This window comes from Rhodococcus sp. 06-462-5 (assembly GCF_002258315.1).
In the GTDB taxonomy this organism is placed as follows: domain Bacteria; phylum Actinomycetota; class Actinomycetes; order Mycobacteriales; family Mycobacteriaceae; genus Rhodococcoides.
This window is the reverse complement of the sequence record NZ_NOYD01000001.1, coordinates 34275-54864: the sequence shown is the minus strand read 5'-3', so window position 1 is coordinate 54864 and position 20590 is coordinate 34275. Positions and strand designations below refer to the sequence as shown.

18 protein-coding genes are annotated in these 20590 nt (G+C 66.3%); all 18 read right to left on the bottom strand.

Features of this window, described 5'->3' with window-relative positions:
* Positions 1-56: 56 nt before the first annotated feature.
* The gene (locus CH251_RS00255; RefSeq protein WP_094611308.1) at positions 57-1502 is read right to left on the bottom strand and encodes a DHA2 family efflux MFS transporter permease subunit; all 1446 of its coding nucleotides are present in this window, start codon (positions 1500-1502) and stop codon (positions 57-59) included.
* Positions 1499-2740, bottom strand: coding sequence for a hypothetical protein (locus CH251_RS00250; protein ID WP_094611307.1), 1242 nt, complete (start codon positions 2738-2740; stop codon positions 1499-1501). The genes CH251_RS00255 and CH251_RS00250 overlap by 4 nt, the downstream gene beginning before the upstream one ends.
* Entirely contained in the window at positions 2737-3318 is a 582-nt protein-coding gene (locus tag CH251_RS00245) for a 4'-phosphopantetheinyl transferase superfamily protein (protein ID WP_143537933.1), read from the bottom strand. Before CH251_RS00245 ends, CH251_RS00250 begins: the two co-directional genes overlap by 4 nt.
* Positions 3315-5624 (bottom strand): beta-ketoacyl-[acyl-carrier-protein] synthase family protein, encoded by a 2310-nt coding sequence (locus tag CH251_RS00240; protein ID WP_094611305.1) that lies wholly within the window; start codon positions 5622-5624, stop codon positions 3315-3317. The genes CH251_RS00245 and CH251_RS00240 overlap by 4 nt, the downstream gene beginning before the upstream one ends.
* Positions 5625-5659: 35 nt before the next feature.
* Positions 5660-6784, bottom strand: a complete 1125-nt coding sequence (locus CH251_RS00235) for a hypothetical protein (RefSeq protein WP_256978725.1) — start codon at positions 6782-6784, stop codon at positions 5660-5662.
* The gene (locus tag CH251_RS00230) at positions 6700-8790 is read right to left on the bottom strand and encodes a GNAT family N-acetyltransferase (protein WP_094611303.1); all 2091 of its coding nucleotides are present in this window, start codon (positions 8788-8790) and stop codon (positions 6700-6702) included. Before CH251_RS00230 ends, CH251_RS00235 begins: the two co-directional genes overlap by 85 nt.
* A 1-nt stretch (position 8791) precedes the next feature.
* Entirely contained in the window at positions 8792-9307 is a 516-nt protein-coding gene (gene fabZ / locus CH251_RS00225) for a 3-hydroxyacyl-ACP dehydratase FabZ (protein WP_094611302.1), read from the bottom strand.
* Positions 9307-9597 carry an acyl carrier protein gene (locus CH251_RS00220; protein ID WP_032378844.1) on the bottom strand — a complete coding sequence of 97 codons (291 nt, stop codon included), beginning with the start codon at positions 9595-9597 and terminating at the stop codon, positions 9307-9309. Before CH251_RS00220 ends, fabZ begins: the two co-directional genes overlap by 1 nt.
* Positions 9598-9650: 53 nt before the next feature.
* Entirely contained in the window at positions 9651-10409 is a 759-nt protein-coding gene (fabG, locus tag CH251_RS00215) for a 3-oxoacyl-ACP reductase FabG (RefSeq protein ID WP_094611301.1), read from the bottom strand.
* Entirely contained in the window at positions 10406-11434 is a 1029-nt protein-coding gene (locus tag CH251_RS00210; protein ID WP_218828253.1) for a hypothetical protein, read from the bottom strand. The genes fabG and CH251_RS00210 overlap by 4 nt, the downstream gene beginning before the upstream one ends.
* Positions 11435-11439: 5 nt before the next feature.
* Positions 11440-12498 carry a 2,3-diaminopropionate biosynthesis protein SbnA gene (gene sbnA / locus CH251_RS00205; RefSeq protein ID WP_094611299.1) on the bottom strand — a complete coding sequence of 353 codons (1059 nt, stop codon included), beginning with the start codon at positions 12496-12498 and terminating at the stop codon, positions 11440-11442.
* A complete protein-coding gene (locus CH251_RS00200; protein ID WP_094611298.1) occupies positions 12495-14777 on the bottom strand; it encodes a lantibiotic dehydratase in 2283 nt (760 codons plus the stop codon). Before CH251_RS00200 ends, sbnA begins: the two co-directional genes overlap by 4 nt.
* Positions 14774-16000, bottom strand: coding sequence for a PLP-dependent aminotransferase family protein (locus tag CH251_RS00195; RefSeq protein WP_094611297.1), 1227 nt, complete (start codon positions 15998-16000; stop codon positions 14774-14776). The genes CH251_RS00200 and CH251_RS00195 overlap by 4 nt, the downstream gene beginning before the upstream one ends.
* 44 nt (positions 16001-16044) lie before the next feature.
* Entirely contained in the window at positions 16045-16275 is a 231-nt protein-coding gene (locus CH251_RS00190; protein ID WP_094611296.1) for a phosphopantetheine-binding protein, read from the bottom strand.
* A complete protein-coding gene (locus CH251_RS00185) occupies positions 16256-17746 on the bottom strand; it encodes a class I adenylate-forming enzyme family protein (RefSeq protein WP_094611295.1) in 1491 nt (496 codons plus the stop codon). The genes CH251_RS00190 and CH251_RS00185 overlap by 20 nt, the downstream gene beginning before the upstream one ends.
* Positions 17733-18671, bottom strand: a complete 939-nt coding sequence (locus CH251_RS00180) for an ACP S-malonyltransferase (protein ID WP_094611294.1) — start codon at positions 18669-18671, stop codon at positions 17733-17735. Before CH251_RS00180 ends, CH251_RS00185 begins: the two co-directional genes overlap by 14 nt.
* 103 nt (positions 18672-18774) lie before the next feature.
* Positions 18775-19557, bottom strand: coding sequence for an ABC transporter permease (locus tag CH251_RS00175; protein WP_094611293.1), 783 nt, complete (start codon positions 19555-19557; stop codon positions 18775-18777).
* 9 nt (positions 19558-19566) lie between these two features.
* On the bottom strand, positions 19567-20514 hold the full coding sequence (locus CH251_RS00170) for an ABC transporter ATP-binding protein (protein ID WP_094611292.1): 948 nt from the start codon (positions 20512-20514) through the stop codon (positions 19567-19569).
* Positions 20515-20590: the final 76 nt, after the last annotated feature.

Below are 20590 nucleotides of genomic sequence, written 5' to 3'. Positions count from 1 at the left end.
TCATCGTTACCTGTGCAGACGAGTTTTGCAACAGCAACAGGGCCAGGTGGTCGGTATCAGGACTCGGTGCGGACCTCGGCCCTGGCCAGCGCAATGGCGGGCACTAGCGTCACGGCAGCGGCACCGACGAGCCACCAGCTGGTCTCCGCAAACGCTCCGGCGACCAATCCGCCGTGCTCGGTCGCGGCCCGTGAGAGTACGAGCGAGACAATCGCGGCCGCCAGAGCGCCGCCTATCCGTTGCAGCAAATTGAGCTGAGCTGCGGCATCGGCGATCGACTCGGCGGGGCTCGACTGGTACGCCCTGGTCATCACCGCGACAACCGCAAGGCCGATGCCCGCCCCTCGGACAACGAGCAGTCCGCACAGCAGCGGATAGGATGTGTCGTCGGACAGGGTGACGAGAGGGACGGTCGCAACGAAGGTGGCGACGATACCCACGATCATCGTGCGGCCCGCGCCCCACCGCCGCATCAGGCGCGGGCACAGGCTCCCGGAGATCACCACGCCGAGACCCGCGGTGGAGAGCAACAGTCCGGTGGTGACACTTGATTCACCGCGGGCGGCCGAGAAGTACAGCGGAATGACGACCATCGGGGCGTAGAGCAGGAAGCCGAGGAGAAAGACGTTCACCGAGGCACGAGCGAAGATGCGATGACGCATGAGGCTCAGATCGAGCAACGGGTGCTCGATTCGGTTCTCCCGCAACACGAACAGCATCAACGCCACTGCACTGATCACCGCGAGCCCGGCAACCCGGAACCAACGCAACGAATCGTCCTGCGACAGTGCGGAGATGGCGGAGACAGCGCAGACCGTCGCGGTGGCACCGGTCACCAGCCCGAGGACATCGAGGGGTCGAGGGCGTCCAGTGGGCCTCGGTCCGACGACGAAGGCTCCGATGCAGGCGATGCCGATGCACACCGGGACATTGAGCCAGAACACGGCGGGCCAGCCGCCGACCTCGATGAGCAAGCCGCCCACCGTCGGGCCCAGCAGTGGACCGATGAGTTGAATGCTGCCGTTCAGAGCCTGCACGCGAGCGAATTGCTCGCGGGAGACATCTCGCGCGACCAGAACGGTGGCCAGAGGGATGATGATTCCCGCTGCGGCACCGGACAGGACGCGCGAGGCGACGAGTAGTTCGAGGGACGGACTGAGCGCGCAGAGCGCAGAGCCGATGCCGAACAACGCTATTGCGCCCAGATATGCCCGTCCGGCACCGACGCGAGCGGCGAGCCAACCGGCCAGCGGCATCGCGGCGACCAATGCCAAAAGATACCCGGTGACGATCCATTGGACCTTGTCGATGGTGCCGAACCGTTCGGTCACCGAATGCAGCGCGACGTTGACGACGGTGGTGTCCAGGGTCGCCAGCAAGGTTCCGGCCAGGGCGCAGGCGATGGTCACGCGGGCTCTGCGTGAGGGTGCGTGCTCGGCGGGTGCGGGTGCGGGTGCGGCTGTGGCCGTGTCGGATTCAAGTTCGACGGTACGGATGGTCATCGGATACTTCCTCGGTCGGCGGGGTCGCCGCCCGGCAGCGCCGCGGCGTTCGCGGCACCGCCGAGGGCAACGGAGGCGTAGTTGAGCAAGGCCAGGCACAGCTCTGGGTCGTCGTCGCGCCGGCAGCCGAGGGTCAGTACCGTCGACCTCGACGTCGTGACGGCACTGACGAACATCGACGCGTGCGGCACGACCATCGGCAGTGTACTGATCGTCATCGGGTCGAAAGATGCTGTACCGAACAGACTCTCGTCGATGCTGCCGTGGTCGGAGATGATTGCAGTGACGGGATGCCCACCGGGGGAGTCGGTGCCCAGAGCGGAGTCGAGAGTTCTGGCGAAGCCGTTGGAGGCGCGATAGTCGCTGCGGTACGGGTCGAGTTCTCGGCCGCGCATCAGGGCCATCAACACTGCGCCCTGGGCGGCCCGAGCGTCCGTGTCGCCGGTGATCGGGATCGCGATGGGCGAGGACAGATTGGCGGTGGATCGGACGCTGGGGCTGTGCCGTCGCAGATCGACGGGAATCGACACGGTGCCCGCATCCGATCGCAGTGACTTCGCCACTGCTGCCACGATGTGTCCGACTACCGGTTCGGTGACCGGCGGAAGTTCGGCTCGATACCAGCACGCTGTCGTCTCCTCGCTGTTGCCGCTACGACGAAGCGGTGAGGGACGTGTCTGCGGTGCCGGCGACGGCGCGCTGCGCTTGCCGAATGTCGGTGCTCGGCGTGCGACGTCGATATCGGCGTCCTCCGACGGAAAGCCCAGGGCCGCTTCGCCTCGTAGCTCGCGGAACACGTCGGCGAGCCAGGCGGTGAAGCCGTGCCCGTCGGTGACCGCATGATCGACCACGGCTGCGATGCGGGTGCGCGCGTCGGTGGCCGAGGCCGGATCGGAATGCCCGACGGCGATCCGCACCACCGGGCCCTCGGTGATGTCGATCGGATCGTGAAAGAACGTTGCGTCGGAGTGCAATCGGTCGATCGGCAGATGGGTGACCACCGGTAGAGGGCCGCCGCCGTGCCAGGTGGCACCGCGCCGACGCACCGACAGTCCGGGGGCGAGGGCGAACGCCGCCGCGACGGCCGCGTCGAATTCCGCCGGGTCGATCGATCCGGTGCCGTCCACCACCACGCGAATGAGTGTGTTCGCACCGAGGGTGCGGGCGTTGACGTAGGTGCGTTCCACCCGCGAGAGCCGTCGACGATACCGGTGGTCGAGTACTGGTGCGGCGCTCATGCGGCCTCCTCGAATCTGGACGAACCGTCGATCACGCTGCAGCGCAGCGGTAGTGGTTCGGTGGTGACAACTGCCACGGCACTGCCGTCGGGCCTGACGTCGGTGTGGACCCAGTAGCCGTCGTGCATGGGCCGCCAGCCGGGGGCTGCGTCGGGCAGGCGCACTCCGTGGAACGTCTCCTTTGTCAGATGCGAGGCCTTGATGAGCGCCTCGCATTCGGCGAACTGGGCGATGGTGCACGGACCGGGTAGTCCGACCAGCTCGCCCAACCACGCCAACCCCAGCGGCCGAGGGCGCGAATCCTGCAGGTCCACCCCCACCGGGGCGCTCGGGTGCAATGCCACGACCGCATCGGCACCACAGTGCGCCACCGAGGCATGCAGGCCATGATCGGCAACGGTCCAGCGCCGCAGTGCATCCGTGCGTACAGACCGCCGGTCCGGTGCGACGCCGTCACGGCACTGCACGGCCGTAGCGATCAGACCACGACCGTGCAGTCGTACCGGATAGCCTGCGCGATCGCGTGGCAGAGAGCGTCGGCGAGAGGAGATCACGTCGATGACGGCAGAGGTCCTCACGACAGCCTCCGGGCGACCAACGCGGCGTAGCTGCCGCCGTACGCCTGAGCCGACACCAGTACTCGGGACGGGCCCTCGGGCGTCGACAGTGCGGTCACCAGACCGATGGCGGACGAGGAGCCGAACGTCTCGCCCGTGGTGTTCTTGAACAGATGCCGAGCCGAGTCGGCGAGTCCCGTTGCCGCAAAGGCAGAGTGCTCCGCACGGGAGAGTAGATCACTCCCGACCGCCGAGGGAACTACGGCATCGACATCGGTGGCGTCGATGCCGGCCTGCTGCAACGCGGTCGACATCGCCGAGCTCCAGTGGGCACCGTTCGGATCTATTCGTCCGACGCCGTCGGTGTCGCCGGCGGATCCGAATCCCTCGAGTGCCGCCACCGGAGTCACTCCGCGCGCCGTCGCGGCATTCTCGGACTCGACGAGGAATGCGGCGCATCCCTCGCTGAGCACCATGCCGTCGCCGGTCTCTGCCTCCTCGACGCCGCGATATCCGGGGAACCCGGCCACGGTGCGAGCAGCCATCTCGGGGAATTCGTCTGCGATGACAACGAGGATGCGCTTGGCGGCCCCGCGTTCGATGACTCGGTTGGCCAGGTGCAGGGCCGCGATCGCACTGGTTCCACCCGTCGAAATGGTGGCCGTGTAACCGCGAAAGCGATTGAGCATGGCCAGATGTCCGGCTGCGGCGTTGACGACGGTGTTGGGAAACACCAGAGCATTCGCCCCGGCCGCGCCGTGTTCGACGATGCCGCGGTGGAAATCCGACACGGCCGTCGTCGGGCCGTAGCCGGTCGCGAAGATCACGCCGGTCTCTTCGGCCTCGGCGCGCGTGAGCTTGCCGAACTTTTTCAGTAGGTCGTTGGTGGCGGCGGCGGCCAAGATGCTGAGCGGATCCATCCGACGCAGCTTCGCGGGATTGATGCCTTTCGACAGACCGCGAATATTCGCCTTGCCGAACAACATCGACTTCTCCGAGGGTTCGATTGTCTCGACCCCGAACAACGGCGTTCCCGACGCCACCGCGGCTACGGTCTCCTCGGTGGACGTGGCGGTACCGGCAATGGCGGACATCCCCGTGATGACCGCGGTGGTGCGGACGTGGCGCGGGGCGATGTGCTCGTCACGTGTCTGTCCGGCGCGGGTGATGACGAGCGAGGCGTTGTTGCCGCCGAAGGCGAACGAATTGGACAGCACCACATCGGTCTTCGCGGACCGTCCGATATCGGGAACGATATCGAGGCCCGTCGCTCCCTCGAGCCCGCGGGTGTTGACGGTGGGTGGTTGAAGGTCGGTGGCGATGGCCAGGATGCAGCACACCGCCTCGACGGCTCCGGCTGCGCCGAGGGTGTGTCCGATCATCGACTTCGTGGTGCTGGCGGGTGGCGCATCCTTGCCGAACACGGCCCGAATCGCTTTGGGTTCCACCACGTCGTTGGTCGGTGTACCGGTGCCGTGCAGGTTGACGTAGTCGATGTCGTCGGCGTGGAGCCCCGCTGTGCGGAGCGCCTCGGTGATCGACCGAGCTGCGCCCTCGCCGGTGGGGTCGGGTGCCGTCTGGTGGTAACCGTCGAGTGTCAGGCCGTAGCCGGCGACCTCGGCGATGACGCGAGCCCCGCGGTCACGGGCCTCGTCGGTGCGTTCGAGAATCATGAACCCTGCGCCCTCGCCGAGCGAGATTCCGGTGGACGCCGCCATCGGAGAGCACGGCTGCGGATCCAGAGCACCCAGGCAGGTGAACCCGTGGGCCGACAGGGACGCGAGAGGGTCGACGCCGCCGCAGAGCACCACGTCCACCTCGTCGTTCCACAACAGTTCGGCGGCGTAGCCGACGGCAACGGCACTGGCAGCGCATGCATTGGACGTCACGATGCGAGGGCCCGAGATGTCGAACTCTCCCGCGATCCAGTCGGCGACACAGTGCAGCTGCGAATTCGCCACGGCCACATGATCGAAACCGGACGTCTCCACGAAACGTCGGTGCTCGGCCTCGAGGGTAGGCATGGCCCCCAGACTGCTGCCGACGACCACGGCGACGCGTCGATCCGACCGCGCCGGGTCGAAGTCGGCACCGGCGAATGCCTCGCGGATCGCGCGTTCGGCCAGGGCGTAGCACCGGTCCAGGTCCTCGCGCAATGGCGCTTCGACCATGCCGGCCCATTCGGTACGTAATTGAGATGTGTCGAACAGGGTGTTGATGCGGATGCCGGACCGGCCGTTGGAGATGGCATCCCAGCATTCCTCGGTGGTGGCACCTGCGGCCGTGATGAGCCCGACGCCGGTGACGGCGATCTCCTGATGTGTCATGTCATCTCCTGAAATTGCTTCGGCGATCTCGGTGATCAGGCCGATGCGCCCGCGCTGGAGCGCGAGAGCACCCGGGGCAGGGTGACGGTGACTGCGGTGACCTCGTCGATCGTCACGTCCAGCGCCGGAACGACGAACGGGTCGTCGAGTAGTGCGAACGCGAGCTCCTCGGTGTCGTTGCCCGCCGCTGCAGTCCAGACGATCGTGCCGATACGCTCGCCGTCGGCGATGACCGGCGCTCCTGCGGCGATCCGGGTGCCGGGCGCAGTGACGACCGGGGTCAGTTTGGGCGAGTCGGCCGCCGGGCGAACGAGCTCGTCCGAACCGAGGAATTCCCCGATGCGCTCCCAGTCGACGATCCACGACAGATCTGCTTCGGCAACGCTCAGGGTCGCGAATCCATTGTCGTAGTAGGGCATTCCGGCCTCGGCTCGTACTCGCGCCAGACCGTCGGGACCGACCGCGCCGCCGCCGACCGCCGTGGCCAGTTCCACGAACTGTGCCAGATCGGCCTCGCCGTCGGTGGTGAGTAGCAGGTAGCCGTACTCGCCTGTCGTACCGACTCGGGCGAGCCGGCCCTGCCCGTCACCGGACTCACGCTCGACGTCGACCACCGAGTGCAAGAGCAAGTCCTCGATGTCGCCGTCGACGAAGTTCTCGGCGACGCGGGGTGCGAGCGGGCCCTCGACCGCGATGGCCGACCAGCCTTCGGGGGCCACGGTGACGCTGACGCCCTCGGGGATCTCAAGTGCGCCGACGTACTCGGTCACCTCGGCGTCGGTGATGGGGGTGCGCGGAATCAGCCACGTGTCCTCGTCGCCCTCCACCTGCAGGACGAGGGCGAACGGTGAGCCGTCGGCCCGCAGGGCGAGTGCTTCGCGAGTGGTGTCCGGATCGGCGAAGTCGGAGGACTTGGACAGGAAGGTGTCGAGCAGGGCGAGACGCTCGTCGCCTTCGAGGTGAATCAACGGAGCGGCGATCGGGTACACGCCGGCAGCTTCGCGGACGATGCGGTAGTCGTTGGTGCTCATGGTCGTAGGCCTTTCGTTGCTGTGAATGGGTTCGGTAGTGCGGTCTAGCCGGCGAGCGAGAGGGTCGAGGCTGTTGCTGTGCAGTCGAATTCCCACAATGCGGGTACGTCCGACGCGGCGGTGACGCATCCGACGAGGAGTCCGGACGAGGTGGCACGAACGAGAATTTCCGGGTCGTGGCCGGTGACGTTCCTGATTCGCAGAGTGACGCCTGCTGCGGTGGGAACCGAGAGCTCGTCGGTCCAGATCTCGAACCGACGGTCGAGATCGAGCAGGTTCTCGGGGCCCGATCCGTCGCGGACTCCGATGCGCGCTCCACGAGCGACGGTCGGTGTCGACCAGACGACAACGTCTCCCGATCCGGGAGCGTCGGCTTCGACTGCGAGAAGATCGTGACTGGTGTCGGTGTGGTGGCGAGCAGACCATCGGAGCAAGCCTTCGTGGCCTTCGAGCCACTGTCCGCTCAGACTCCACCGAGTGGATTGTGCTGCACCCCAGCCTATTCCATGATCTTGATCTGTGCGACCCGGTTCGACGGTAACCCAGAGACCACCCGAACGGGCAGGATTGGGTCCGATCGCCGACGTGCGTGGCCACGGCGTGGACAACACTCGGCTGCCGTCCCGCCGCCACCGTGCCAGTACGCCACGTTCGACGTCCAGTGCGATCGTCGTGTTCGGAACCGCCTCGACCGGCAACGCGGCCTCGACGAGTGGCGAGGCCGGGAGCAGCGCCGTGGGCCTCGGTACCGAGGCCTCCACTGTGACGGCGATTGTCTGCGTGCCCGGTTCCACTCGATGGGCGAGCAACGTGCCGGTCACCAATCCGCCGCCGCGGATTCCGTTGTAGCGCAGTACGACCCCACGGGAAGAGTCGTGCCAGATCGGGTCCACGTCCGGATCGAGTTGTACTGCAGCCGAGGGTATCTCGGAGGAATCTCGCAGCTCCACACCGGATGCGATCAGGGCCGGACCGTCGCCGACATCTACGGTGCCGTGCCGGAGGCCGATGGTATCGAACAGATCTGCCTGCCACTCGGACCGAGAATCGCCGACGCAGTCCAGCGCGTACGTGCGGCGCAGTCCGTCGGGGGAGACCTCGAATCGTGCCCGTAGCGTGATGTTCTCGCTGCGTTCCTGTACCAGGATGGTGTGCCCGAGAGCCTGCACATCGAGGGTGCGTGGCTGAGAGTCACGCCACCCGGAGAGATGATCGACGTGCAGGTTCGGCAGGGTCGAGGTCAGCAGTGGGCCGGTGATGCCGGCTCGGTCGTCGAACATCCGCAGTAGCCCGTCGCGGGTATCGACCGTTGCCCTGATCGACCCGGCCGTCACCTCGACCGACGTTGACGCGATCATTGTCGGCCGCGGCACGATCGGCAGGCTCAGAACGTGTTCGGACCCGCCCGGGTCGGTCACGACCGCTCGATCGACCAGGTTGTGGAGCGGATCCACGAGTGCGTCGACTGCATACCCGCCGAATCGCAGCCGGTATCGCACGAAGGACATTCCGTCGACCGTCTCGAGATCCTCACCGAGATCGGTACAGCGCGGGGCAGTCACCGATCCGAACGAGGTGATCGCTCGCAGCGCCGCCCGCGCCGTGTCGTCGAGATGGGGAGCGACGGTACGCAGGACGAGCGGGACGTGGTTGACGAGTTCGACGTTTCCGTCGGCCCCGGCGACAGTGTGCCGCAGGCAGACGCTGCCGACGCGGCGGTAGAGCGAGAACGCGGTTGCATTGGCGGGATCGACCGTCAGACGTAGGACGTCGTAGCCGGCGTCGAACACCGACTCGAGGGCGGCGGCGAAGAGTCGGCCGGTGGCAGTCCCGCCGCGCCGACCCGGTGCGAGATAGAACATGTCGGCGATGACCTCGCGGGGTGCGGTGGTGCGTCGACCCGACGTGCGAAACAGGCCGAGGGTGCCGTACAGCTCGGTCGTATCACCCGAGGTGTCCTCCGCCACGAAAAACGCTACCGTTCGACGCAATTCGAGTTCTCGGAGGACATCTGCGCCGGTGATTCCCCCGGTGACGCGATTGGGTGAGTCCGCTCGCGCGGTGAGCAGAGTGGCAACGCGATCCGCGTCGTCGGGGGTGAACGGTCTGATGGAGGTGTGCGAACCGGTGCTCATGTCACCCCCGCCCCTCGGTCACCACGAGAGAGCCTGCCGCCACTGGCTTGCCGTCCACCGACGCCGTGACATCGACGGAACGCAACCCACCGAGCTTGGCACCGAGGCGAGCACCGAGCTCGAGCATGTCTCCCGGCACGACCAGGCGATTGAACTTCATGGACCGGATCGAACCGAGATAGCCGACGCCGTCGGCCGGGTTCTCGTCGCCGATGGACTTCTCCAGACTCTCGGCCACGTACACGACGGCCACCAGCTGGGCCATGGCCTCGACGATCATGACGCCCGGCATGATCGAGTGGCCGGGGTAGTGGCCGGCGAAGTAGGGCTCGTTGACCGAGACGGCCTTGATGCCGCGGCCGGACTTCCCCGGTACGACGTCGTAGGCCCGATCGATCATCAACATCGGCCACCGATGCGGCAGCATTCGCTGGATGTCGTCTATTCCGAAACTCAGTGTTCGCGTCTTCTGTGCGGGGGAACGCTGCGCGGCGGAATCGAGTGTGGGAGCGCTCATCACTGCGTCCGATCGACGATGTGATCGACCATGGCGTTGATGGAGCCGAACGCCTTGGTGTCGTCGTCGGTGATGTCGACCTCGAACTCGGCGGCCACGGCCACGACGAGCTCGAGCGTGTCCAACGAGTCGAGCTCGATACCGCGGCCGAACAGAGGCTGGTTGTCCGACACCAGTTCCGGCGAGGTCTGCAGACCCAGGCGGTCGATGATGAGTTCCTTGAGCCGGTTGTTCAGGGCGAGGCGTTCGGTGGCTGCGGCGCGAGTGGAGGAGCGGGTTGCGGTGGTCATGATGTTCCTTCCGGATGGTGTGTCGAATTTCGGGGATCGATGGGGGAGTCGGGTCAGGCGGCGATCATGCCGCCGTCGACGGTGAGGACCTTGCCGGTGATGTAGGACGAGGTCGGCATGCCGAGAAATACGACTGCCTGGGCAACTTCGGCGGCAGTACCGAAGCGCTGCAGCGGGATCGCGTTGCGAGCGCTCTCACGCATGGCCTTCGGCACCGCGCGAACCATATCGGTCTCGATGAATCCGGGAGCGACCACGTTCACGCGAATCCCGCGTCCGGCTACCTCGGCAGCGAGGGATTTCGCCATCGAGATGATGCCGCCCTTGCTGGCGGCGTAGTTTCCCTGACCGGCCCTGCCGGCGACACCACTGGTGGAGCTGATCATCACGATCGCGCCGCCGGTGGAAAACATGAGCTTCGTGGTCTCGCGGGCGGTAAGGAATGTGCCGGTCAGGTTGGTGGCGATGACGGAGTCCCACTTGCGGGCACTCATCGTCGCGAAGTGCCCGTCGGCGGTGATACCGGAATTGAGCACCGCGACGTCGAGTCTACCGAAGCGGGAACGTATTTCACGGAACATCGCGATCACGGCTGTCTCGTCGGATACGTCGGCGGCGATGGTGGTGGCTTCGCGTCCGCGCTCACGGACGGACTGGGCGACCTTCTCGGCATCCTCGGAACTGCTGCGGTAGTTGATGATCACGTCGCATCCTGCCTCGGCGAGTCCGATCGCCACGGCGGCTCCGATGCCGCGCGATCCTCCCGTCACGAGTGCCACGGGCGGACGGTCGGTCACTGGGGTGTCGGTCATGAGCGTGCTCCTCTCGAATGGGTGGTTCCTGCCACGATGTGTTCGGGCGGGTCGAAGCCGGGAACCTCGGTCCCCAGACCGAGGCGACTCGATCGCTCGAGAACCAGAGCCGCGACGGCGAGGTCGAGGATGCCGAGGCCGAACGGAGAGAACACAACCCCCGCTGGATCCGGCCGATAGGTGCCGGTGCGCAGAATCGAACCGAGCGTTCCCTGCACGAAAGACAGGTCCGGTTGCTGCTGCGCCGCCAACGCAATCGAGGTGTTCTCCCGATTGACGTGGTCGACGTCGTCGACCACGTTGTGCGAGGACAGAATCGACGTGACCGTCAGATCTCGCAGCGAGACGTGCAGCAACACTTGACCAATCGGCCTACCCGATGCAGCGAGGGTGAGCCAGGGGGCGGGTGCGGTGGTGGTGACGGCGACCGTGTCACCGCGCTGGATCACCTGCTCGGCGCGGTCGACGACGATGGGTGTCAACTGTGGGAATTCGCGACCGATGACGTCCCCGAATTGCCGGGCCCGGTGCGGGTCGTGGTCGAACAACAGTGCCGTGCGTGCCTCGGGATGAGCGACGCGAAGGAACCGAACCTGTTCGAGTGCAATGGTTCCGCAGCCGATCACTCCGATCGTCGTGACGGGTTGTCCGGCTCGCAGCGTCATGCTGGCCAGCGCCGCCGAGGCCGCGGTACGCCAGGCGTTGATTCTGCTGCCTTCCACGATTGCGCGCGGGTAGCCGGTGTCGAGACCCGACAGGAGCACCAGGGACGAGGCCCGCTGACGGCCGGTGTCCACATTGTGCGGAAACGACGACACCCATTTGACACCCGCGAGGGCCTGGTCGCCACCGAGATAGGCGGGCAGTGCGATGAAGCGTGTGCCCGGTTGGTCGATGGGCCGCACGAACGCCGAGAACGGCAGGTCGGATTGACCCAGATCATGTGCGATGTATGCAGATTGGACGGCATGCAGCACTGCCATCTCGGAGTCCGCCAGTGCGCGGTGCACATCGTCTGCGGTCATCAATTTCATCGTCGAAGCAACTCCTCGAGTCGGGTGGATGCGGCGAGTACCGCCGGTAGTCCTATGTGGTCCTGGACCCACGCGTCGTCGTAGATCGAGTGCAGGTATCGGTCACCGCCATCGGGGAGGATGGTCACGACGGTGCTGCCTGCCGGTAGTCGAGGCAGGTACGCGGCGATGGCCGCGATCACCGCACCGGACGAGCCGCCGGCGAGAATCGCCTCGCGCTCGGCGAGCAGCCGGCACGCGGCCACGCACTCGGCGTCGGTGACGAATACGACGTCGTCGGCCAGATCGTCTCGGAAATGACCGGGCACCATGGTGGATCCGTGTCCCGGGAGGGTGCGGCCGTAGTCGGGAGCGGGCGGTGCCATCGAACCGAATATGGCGCTGCCGCAGGCATCGACGGCCACGATGCGCGTGTGGGCTCCGCTGCTGCGTAGGTGATCTGCGATGCCGCGGAGCGAACCGCAGGATCCGGCGGCCACGAACAACACATCGGGTTCTCCTATGGCGTCGACGATTTCGCGTGCTGTTCTCCTGTGTGCGGCCGCTCCGCTCGGATTGTTGTACTGATCGAGGCACAGTGCGCCGGGAATGGACGTCAGCAGCTCCTGGACCCGGAGCAGCCGGGTAGGCAAGAACTCGCCGGTGGCGTGGTCGCGTTCGGTGACTATCTCGACCCGTGCGCCCAGTGCCCGCATGATCGCGAGATTGGTGTGCGATGCCTTCGGATCGGTCACCACGTGCAGACCGAGGCGGTGATAGGCACAGACCAGCGCGAGCGCTACACCGAGGTTGCCTGAACTGGATTCGACGATCGTGGTGACGCCGGGAACAGCGCGTCCCTCTGCCAGGGCGGCCTCGACCATCTCCCGCGCCGGTCGATCCTTGGTGCTACCACCGGGATTGGCGCGTTCGACCTTGGCGAGAACGCTGGCGGACACGGTGCGAAACAGTCGGTCCAGTCGGACCATGGGGGTTGCGCCGATTGCGGCGACGATGCCGTCGTGCACGGGGCTGATCGGATGTCGGGTTGCTGTGCCGTCCAGAATTACGGTCATGATGCACCTCCGGTTCTCGGGGGAGATGTCGCCGGCAACATCTGCAGGCGGATCTCGCTGACGTAGCGGTGCCCGACTGCGTCGGCGAGCCAAGATCTGCCCGGTTCGGGCAGGCATTCGGTGACGACGATCGGATCGAGTCGGTGCTGCTGGCGCCGGACCTGATGGACGAACGCCGCCACGAGTGTCGGGCTGTCGAGGTCGAGATAGAGCGGCTTGGTCTCGCCCGGCACCTTCGCGTACACCCGGCCCGGCAATCCCAGCTGGCGGCGCCAACGGGTGACGGCCACGAAGTCCTGCCATGCAACGGTTTTCGTGGGCAGAGCGAGTTCGGCGATCGGACTACGCCAGGTCTGCCGGAACACCACCGTACGATCGACCTCGAGCCGGGGGGTCTTCTGTCCGTGCAGCCCGACCTTGAAGCCGTCGGCTGCGACGATCGACAGTGGCACGGCGAAGGCTTCGGCGAGGGTGAATCGGCGTCCGTCGGGCAGCACCACGAACGTGTGCCCCTCGGTTCTGTCGAATCGAATGTCCGACGCCGCCACCACCGATCGAGGCTCGCGCGCAGCGGCATTGGTGAAGCCGATCGACGTCTCGTCGTGGCCGCACGTGGTAGGTACGAACCGGCCGGTGTTGCGCTCCCACGTCGAGGGCAGCAGCGGGACCAGTCTGCGGACCCCCGAGACTGCGTTGATGGTGTCGCGGAAGTCGTCGGCGGCGCCCAGGTTCCACGTGAACACCGGCACGTCCAGCGAGACCAGAGCGGCGTGCATCTCGCCGAGAACCGCAGTGGAGTCACCGGCCAGAAGCCGATCGGCGTTCTCGGCGACGAACTGCAGATCCGGACTGTGCGGCAGATTCACCGCGGTACCGGTGAGATCGGTGAATGCTGCCCGTGTCGTCAGTTCGGCTGCGCTGCGCTTGACGACAGCACCATCCAGCTCGCCCGGTTCGAGGCCGATCGACTGCGACCATCGGTCGGCGAGTTCACGGCGAGCGCGGTCGACCCCAGTGCCCTCGCCCCAGAACACCGTCATGGTGCGGGGCCATACCTCGGCAAGAGTGATCGAGCTCAGATCGCCGCGGGCCGCGCGGTCGATGATCGCGTCGATCTCGGCGACGACGTAGTAGGCGAGGCGATCGGTGAACCACCGCGCGGCGTCGGCGATGAGTGCCAGAGCGTCGGCATGCGGGGCTAGCGCAGCGGTACCGATCGTCATGGTCACATCGCGGGCCGCGTCCTCGAAGCAGACGCTGCGGGCGGCGTACGACTTCGCCTCGGCGCGATGTGCTTTCACCTCGGTGATTCGCTCGAAGTCGGCCGAGAGTGCGGTGAGAGCAGCGTCGAGAGCGTCCGGGGTGCCGGCCTCCGAGACCGCCCGAAGCCCACCCTCGATGTCCGCGAGATCGCGAAGGCAGCGGGCCGCCACGGAGGCGTCGGCGATGGGGAGTACGCGGGACTCGAGGATGCGGTGAGCGTCGGCGGTGGTCGGAATTCTGGCGTCCCAGTTCAGTACCTTGCGCCGAACGAGCTTGCGCACTGCCGTGTCCACCGCCGTCGCGTCGAGTGCGAGTTCGTCGGCTATCCGGTCGATGGTGGCGTGCCCGTCACAGCGGAGCACGATGCGGAGGCCGTCCTCGGCGAGCCGGATGCGGCGCGATCCCGACCGGGCCTGCGACCGATCCGTATCGACTGCGACATCGGGGCGCAGGTACGGCGGGAGCCAGCGTCTGATCTGCTCCTCTCGGGACCATGCTGCGCCGATCGCCGCCGCGGCCCAGGCCTCGAGGAAGGTGCGGCGTTCGCGGATCAGCTGCGGCCCGTGCTCGAGCTCTCCCTCGGTGCTCTCACCCAGTTCCACCCACGCCCCGGGACCGAAATAGCCGATGGTCTCGGCCTTCCCGCAGTAGCGCTGCCAGTACAGGGCAAGTGATCGCAGACGCTGTCGACGCTTGGACGGCGATCCACAGAACGGACTGGCAATCTGACGCCAGGCACCGCGGTTCTGCCACACCAGTGCGGTGACGAAATCCTCGCGCTCGACCAGGAGCGTCAGACGAGCTTCCTCCTCGTCGCGGGACGCGGTGAACTCCTCCTCGGTGGTGACGGACGGCCCACCGAAGACGTCGAGGCCGTCGGCAGAGAAGCCGGCGCTGCGCAGATTGGCTGTTCGCCACAGGTCCCAGTCGGTGGTGCCCAGAGCGAGGGTGCGGGTGAAGGGCGGGTCGGTCAGCGCGGCATGCCCGGTGGTGCGCGGAAGTTCGACGGCGGTCACGACACTGCCCTTTCGGTCTCGTCCGCTCGCGCAGCCGTGACGCCTGCGGCGAACCGGGTGACCGCCTCGACCACCGAACCGTCGGGAACGTGGGAGAAGCTGAGACGAATTCCGTCGGCGTGTTCGTCGGCGAGCGAGAAGTGGCTGCCACCCACGACGGAAACGCCCTGAGCTGCAGCATGTTCGACGACCGATGCCGTCGGGTAGCCGTTGCGACGACGCAACCAGATGTAGAAGCCGCCTCGAGGGGATTGCCATTCCCACTCGCCCTGATCGAGACGTTCGGCGAGTTGAGTGTCCATCAGTGCTGCACGACGGGCATAAACGGTGCGGAAGGCGTCCACCAGATCGAGCCAGCCGTGCTTGGCGTAGTAGCGGCCGACGGTTGCTTGGGCCAGCGGCGCGGGGGAGAGAGTGGTGATCTCGGCTACGGTGCGTAGCTCGTCGGCGAGCGCGGCGGGCGATTCGATCCAGCCGCACCGCAGGCCGGGTGCGAGGATCTTCGAGAACGTTCCGAGGTGTATCACCCGCTGCGGATCGAGACTGTGCAGTGTCGGGGCGGTGCGGTTGTCGATCGTCACGCCCGGAAAGCTCAGCAACGCATAGGGATCGTCCTCGATCACCGTCAGCTCGGCCGATGCTGCCGCCTCGACGATATCCCCGCGTCGGTCCGCGGACAACGATCGCCCGGTCGGGTTGTGGAACGTCGGATTGGTGTAGAGCAGCACCGGGCGACCGCCCGTTCGGCGCACGTCGGCAGCGACTGTCCGGATGGACTCCGGAGTGGGGCCTTCGCGGTCCGATTCGACTGCGACGGTGTGCAGGCCGGCGGTACGAAACGCCGCCGCAGCACCCGGGTAGATCGGTGTCTCGCACAGCACGGTGGCTCCGCTGCCGGCGAATGCCAATGCGACGGTGAGCAACCCGTTCTGCGAACCGGCGGTCGGGATGAGATGTGCCGCGTTCACCGAGGCTCCGCGGAATTCCATCGCCCCGGCGATAGCGGCGGCCAGGGCGTCGGGCATGCGATAGGTGGAGTACTGCAGCAGGGTTCGCCCGCCGAGTCGCAGCATGCTGCGCATGGCATCGCTGATGTCGATGGAGGGAAAGAGCTCGGGATCCGGCAGTCCGCCGGCAAGGTTGATGGTGTCGGCCACGGTATCGAACAGGCGGGGTAAGGAAGACCGGGTGGGTCGCGTCGGTGGCAGTGCAGTGGTGAGCATGTGAGATCCGTCCTCGAAGAGTCGGGTGCGATGAACTCCTGCAGCTATGCCGCAGTGAGATTCGATACGGTGTCGAACAGGACGTCTGGACTCAGAGCCGCACCTGCAGTGAGGGATTGCTCGTCGAACTCGACTCCGAATGCATCCTCGATGGCAACCAGGATGTTGACGACGCCGAGGGAATCGATCGACGATTGCGAGAACGGACGGTCGGGTGCCACAACCGACTCGGGGGCGAGAGCGGCGAGAACGGAATCAAACTGCGAGCGCTGCATGATGGTCTCCTGAAGGTGTAGAGGTGGTGGTGTCGAGTTCGGCGCGCAGGGCGCGCCGGTCGGGCTTTCCGTTTGCGGTGAGGGGGATGCGGGCGCGGTGGACCACGGCGTTGGGATGCCGGACGGGATCGAGCGCGGCGCGCAGCTGCTGATGCACCCAGCGCGGATCGGCTGACCCGGTGACGATCAGACGCAGGGCTCCGTCCTCGGTGACAACGGCAACCGCCTCGTCCACGGAGTCGAAGGACTCTGCGCACGACTCGATTTCGACGAGTGAGATGCGAACACCGTTGCGTTTGACGACGTCGTCGTCGCGTCCCAAGAAGTAGAGCCGCCCGCTGTCGTCCATGTAGCCGCGGTCGCCGGTGTGCAGCTCGAGACCATCGGCACCGGGACGAAATCTGTTCTGTGCGTTCATGGGTAAGTTCCAGTACCCGGCCATGACCGTCTCGCCGGAGACGACGATCTCACCGGCAGTTCCTGCCGAAACGGGCGTTCCGTCACCTGCGACGATGCGAATGTCGTCGCCGGCGATGGGGTACCCGACCGAGTCCGGGTACTCATCGAACTCCTCGGGCGGCAGAATGGAGATGCGCTTGCATTCGGTCATGCCGTACATCGAGGCGTAGCGGGATCCTGGGAAAGACTGGAGCAGGGTTCGAGCGAGTTCGGGTGCCAGCCGGGCACCGGTGTTGGTGAAGAGGCGAACCGTGGTGATCGAGGCTGTGCGGCGAGCCACGATGCGCAGGATCTGGGCGAGCGCCGGTACCAGTGGGATGACGGTCACGGAGCGGCGTACCACCAGGTCGAGGATGCGCAGATCCTGGATCCCCTCGGCAACCACCACCGAGGCTCCGACTGCGAAGGACAGAAACACCTGGTAGAGGCCATAATCGAACGACAAAGGGAGACGGCACAGCACAACGTCGTCGGATCGGTAGCCCAGGCCGGTGCCGATGGCGCTGACCGCGGCAGCGACTGCTCCGTGTGGGCACACGACGCCCTTGGGACTACCTGTGGTTCCGGAGGTGTAGATCAGCAGTGCGATGTCGTCGGGTCGAACGGGACTGGTGATCGGAGTTGTGAATCGGGAGCTTCCAAGGGCGGCAGTGACGCTGTCGACGGTGAGAACCCGCACCGGGCTGTCCTCGTGACGCTCTGGGTGATCGGTGACGACGAGTCGGCAGCCACTGTCGCGGACTATGTGTGCTGCCTGGCTCGCGGTGAGTTCATTGTTGATCGGTACGAAAACCGCTCCTGCACAGACGGTTCCGAACAGCAGCTCGACGAATGCTGCACTGGACCGGCCGTGATGTACGACGCGATCGCCGGGCCTGATGCCGTTGTCGATCAACCACGCCGTCGCACGCAGAACGCGCTCCCGCAGCGACCCGTAGGTGAGCTCGGTATCGCCGTCGACGATGGCAATGTCGGTTTCCCGACCCTTGTCGAGGAGCTCAGGCAGCAGCATCGGATCGGCCCTTCGTCGTGGACGAAAGGCGATCGATGTCGCGCGGCGAGGTGATGCGCACGACGGTGGCCGATGGCAATGTGCGCGTGGCGATTCCGGCCAGAGTGCCGGCCGGTGGCAGGCAGATCGCGCTGGTGATGTCGGCTGCGCGGAAGGTCTCGAGGCAGAGGTCCCAGCGGACAGGTGCGGTGATCTGTTCCACGAGTCGCTCGCGCAGGGACGTTGCATTCCTGACGGACGCGCCGTCGGCGTTGGACACGATGGGGACGTCGGCATCGCGCACAGGAACCGACGCAATCGCCTCGGCGAAGACCTCGGTGGCCGACTGCATCGCGGCACTGTGAAACGCACCTGCCACGTGCAGACGGCGTGCGGCGGTTCCGACGGGTGGTGCAGCGACGAAAGCCTCGATCGCGTCGATCGGACCTGCGGCCACCACCTGACCCGGGCCGTTGTGGTTGGCCACGGTGAGGCCGGCTGATTCGATTGCCTCGGTGACGGTTTGCAGATCCCCGCCGAGGACGGCCGCCATAGATCCGGTGGTAGCTGCACACGCGGCGGCCATCGCGCGGCCTCGCACGGCGGCCAGATGTACCGCGTCTGCCGGGTCGAGTGCTCCGGCCAGCGCTGCTGCGGCCAGTTCTCCGACCGAATGCCCTGACACCGCGGCGTGGGCCTGGCCGGCGTCTGCCAGGGCGTCGATCGCCGGAAGCCCGGCAAGGAGTGCAGCGGTGACGAGGAGGGGCTGTGCGTTCTCGGTACGGGCGATCTCGTCTTTGCTCGCGGTGGTGCCGAGCGCGATCAAGTCGATGCCGGCGCGCTGAGACCAGTTCTGTACCAGGCGATGTCGATGGGGGTCCTTGAGCCACGGTGCGAGCATCCGCGGCGTCTGTGCTCCCTGTCCGGGGGCGAGAAGGGTGATCATGGTGGTCCTCGTGCTCGTAGGTTCGGGGCATGCTTTCTCGCGCGGCGGCCGAGGTGGCCGATGCGTCGGGTGCTGCTGGGAGAGGATGGGAAGTACACGTGAGTCACTGGCGGCCGGTCGCCCCAGCGAATCGTCGGACGGCGGCGAAGGAGAATCCGAAGAACCAGGCCGCGAAGTTGATGAGCGCACCTGCGAGCGAGGCGTGGGATCCGTCGAGGTTGTAGCCGTCGGTCAGCGCGTAGCGGGCCAACGTCGCCACACCGTAGAGCGGTGTCACCTGTGCAATTGCGAGCATGCCGCCCGAGAGCGGGATGAAGATGTTGCCCAGGAAGGCGAGGCCGGTCATGACGACGCCTGGAACGTGGGTGACCACCTCGGGTGGCAGCAGCATCCCCAGTACCAGGCCGAGAGCGGAGAAGATGGCAGATCCGATCCAGGCCACGACGAGGCCGGTGATCCAGACGATCGCTTCGGCGCGGGCTCCGGTGAGTGCTCCGAGGACGCCGACCACGATGACCGGGATGGCCGCGTACACCTGGCAGGCGATGATGCGCGATGCGACGTAGCCGCCGGCACCCAAGGGAGACAGGCGAATTGTGCGCAGCCAGCCGTTGGCCTTCTCGTTCGAGATGCCCGCGGCCCGCGAGATGGTGCCGATCGACGCACCGTAGACGGCGATTCCGATCATCATCCAGGCCTGAAAGTTGCCGTGCGGCAGGTCGACTCCGGCGCTGGGTTCCACGACGCGGAACAGGGCGAGGTAGAGCACGGCGGGCAGCGCGACGGTGAAGATCAGATTCTGCGGGGTGATCTGCCTACGGATGTCGTGTAGTACGAACGTGGGGTGTAGTCCGCGGCGGGGGCGTAGTGAGGTCGTAGTGGTCATCGGATGTCCTCAGTTCTGGTGAGTGCGGTCGGTCAGCGCGGAGAATGCTTCGTCGAGTGAGGCCGACACGATCGCGATATCTGTCGCGGAGGTCGACGTGCTCAGTGCGCGCACCACGGGGTCGGTATCGGTGCACACGAAGCGGAACCGGCCGTTGGCGGGTTCCTGTAGCCGCGAGCCGGTCTGCGCTGCAACGAATTCGGCCTCGGAGCGTGGCAGGTTGGCGTCGACGGTCCGATTGGAGACGGTGGCCTTGATCTGGGCCACCGTGCCGTCGGCGACGAGGGCACCGTCGACGATGACGACGATTCGATCGGCGAAGTCCTGTGCCTCTTCGAGGTAGTGGGTTGCGAACATGACGGTGGTGCCGTTGGCTGCCTGTGCGTGCATCGCCTGCCAGAAGTGCTTGCGCGCAGTGACATCCATACCGGCGGTCGGCTCGTCGAGCAGCAGCAGTTCGGGGTCGGACAGGAGCGCGAGAGCGAACCGCACCTTTTGCTGTTCGCCACCAGAGCATTTCGATACGCGTCGATTCACCAGTTCACCGAGTCCGGCGCGGGTGATCGCGGCGGCAGGATCGGCCCCGATGTACAGCGAGCCCATCATCGCGACCAGGGCGCCGACAGTGACGTCCGGCAACAGTCCACCGGACTGCAGTACCGCGGCGCTGCGTCCTGTCGACGCGGCGGTCAGCGGATCGGTGCCGAGCACCTCGATGGTGCCACCGTCCGGTTCGGTGAGTCCGAGGATCATGTCGATTGTCGTGCTCTTGCCTGCGCCGTTCGGCCCGAGAAACGCCACAACCTGCCCGCGGGGAATCGAGAGGTTCAACTCGCGAACGGCGCGGAACTTCGAGCCCGTGGAGTCGCTGAACGACTTGTGGACACCGGTGGCGTGTACCGCGAGTGCTGTCTCGGTAGCCACCGCCTCGGTGCGAGTCGAATTCTGCGTGATCATCTGCAATTCCCTTCGCTCTTTCGTCTGTGGATCTTCAGCCGTGTTCCTCGGCGACACATCAGACTCTCCACCTCGA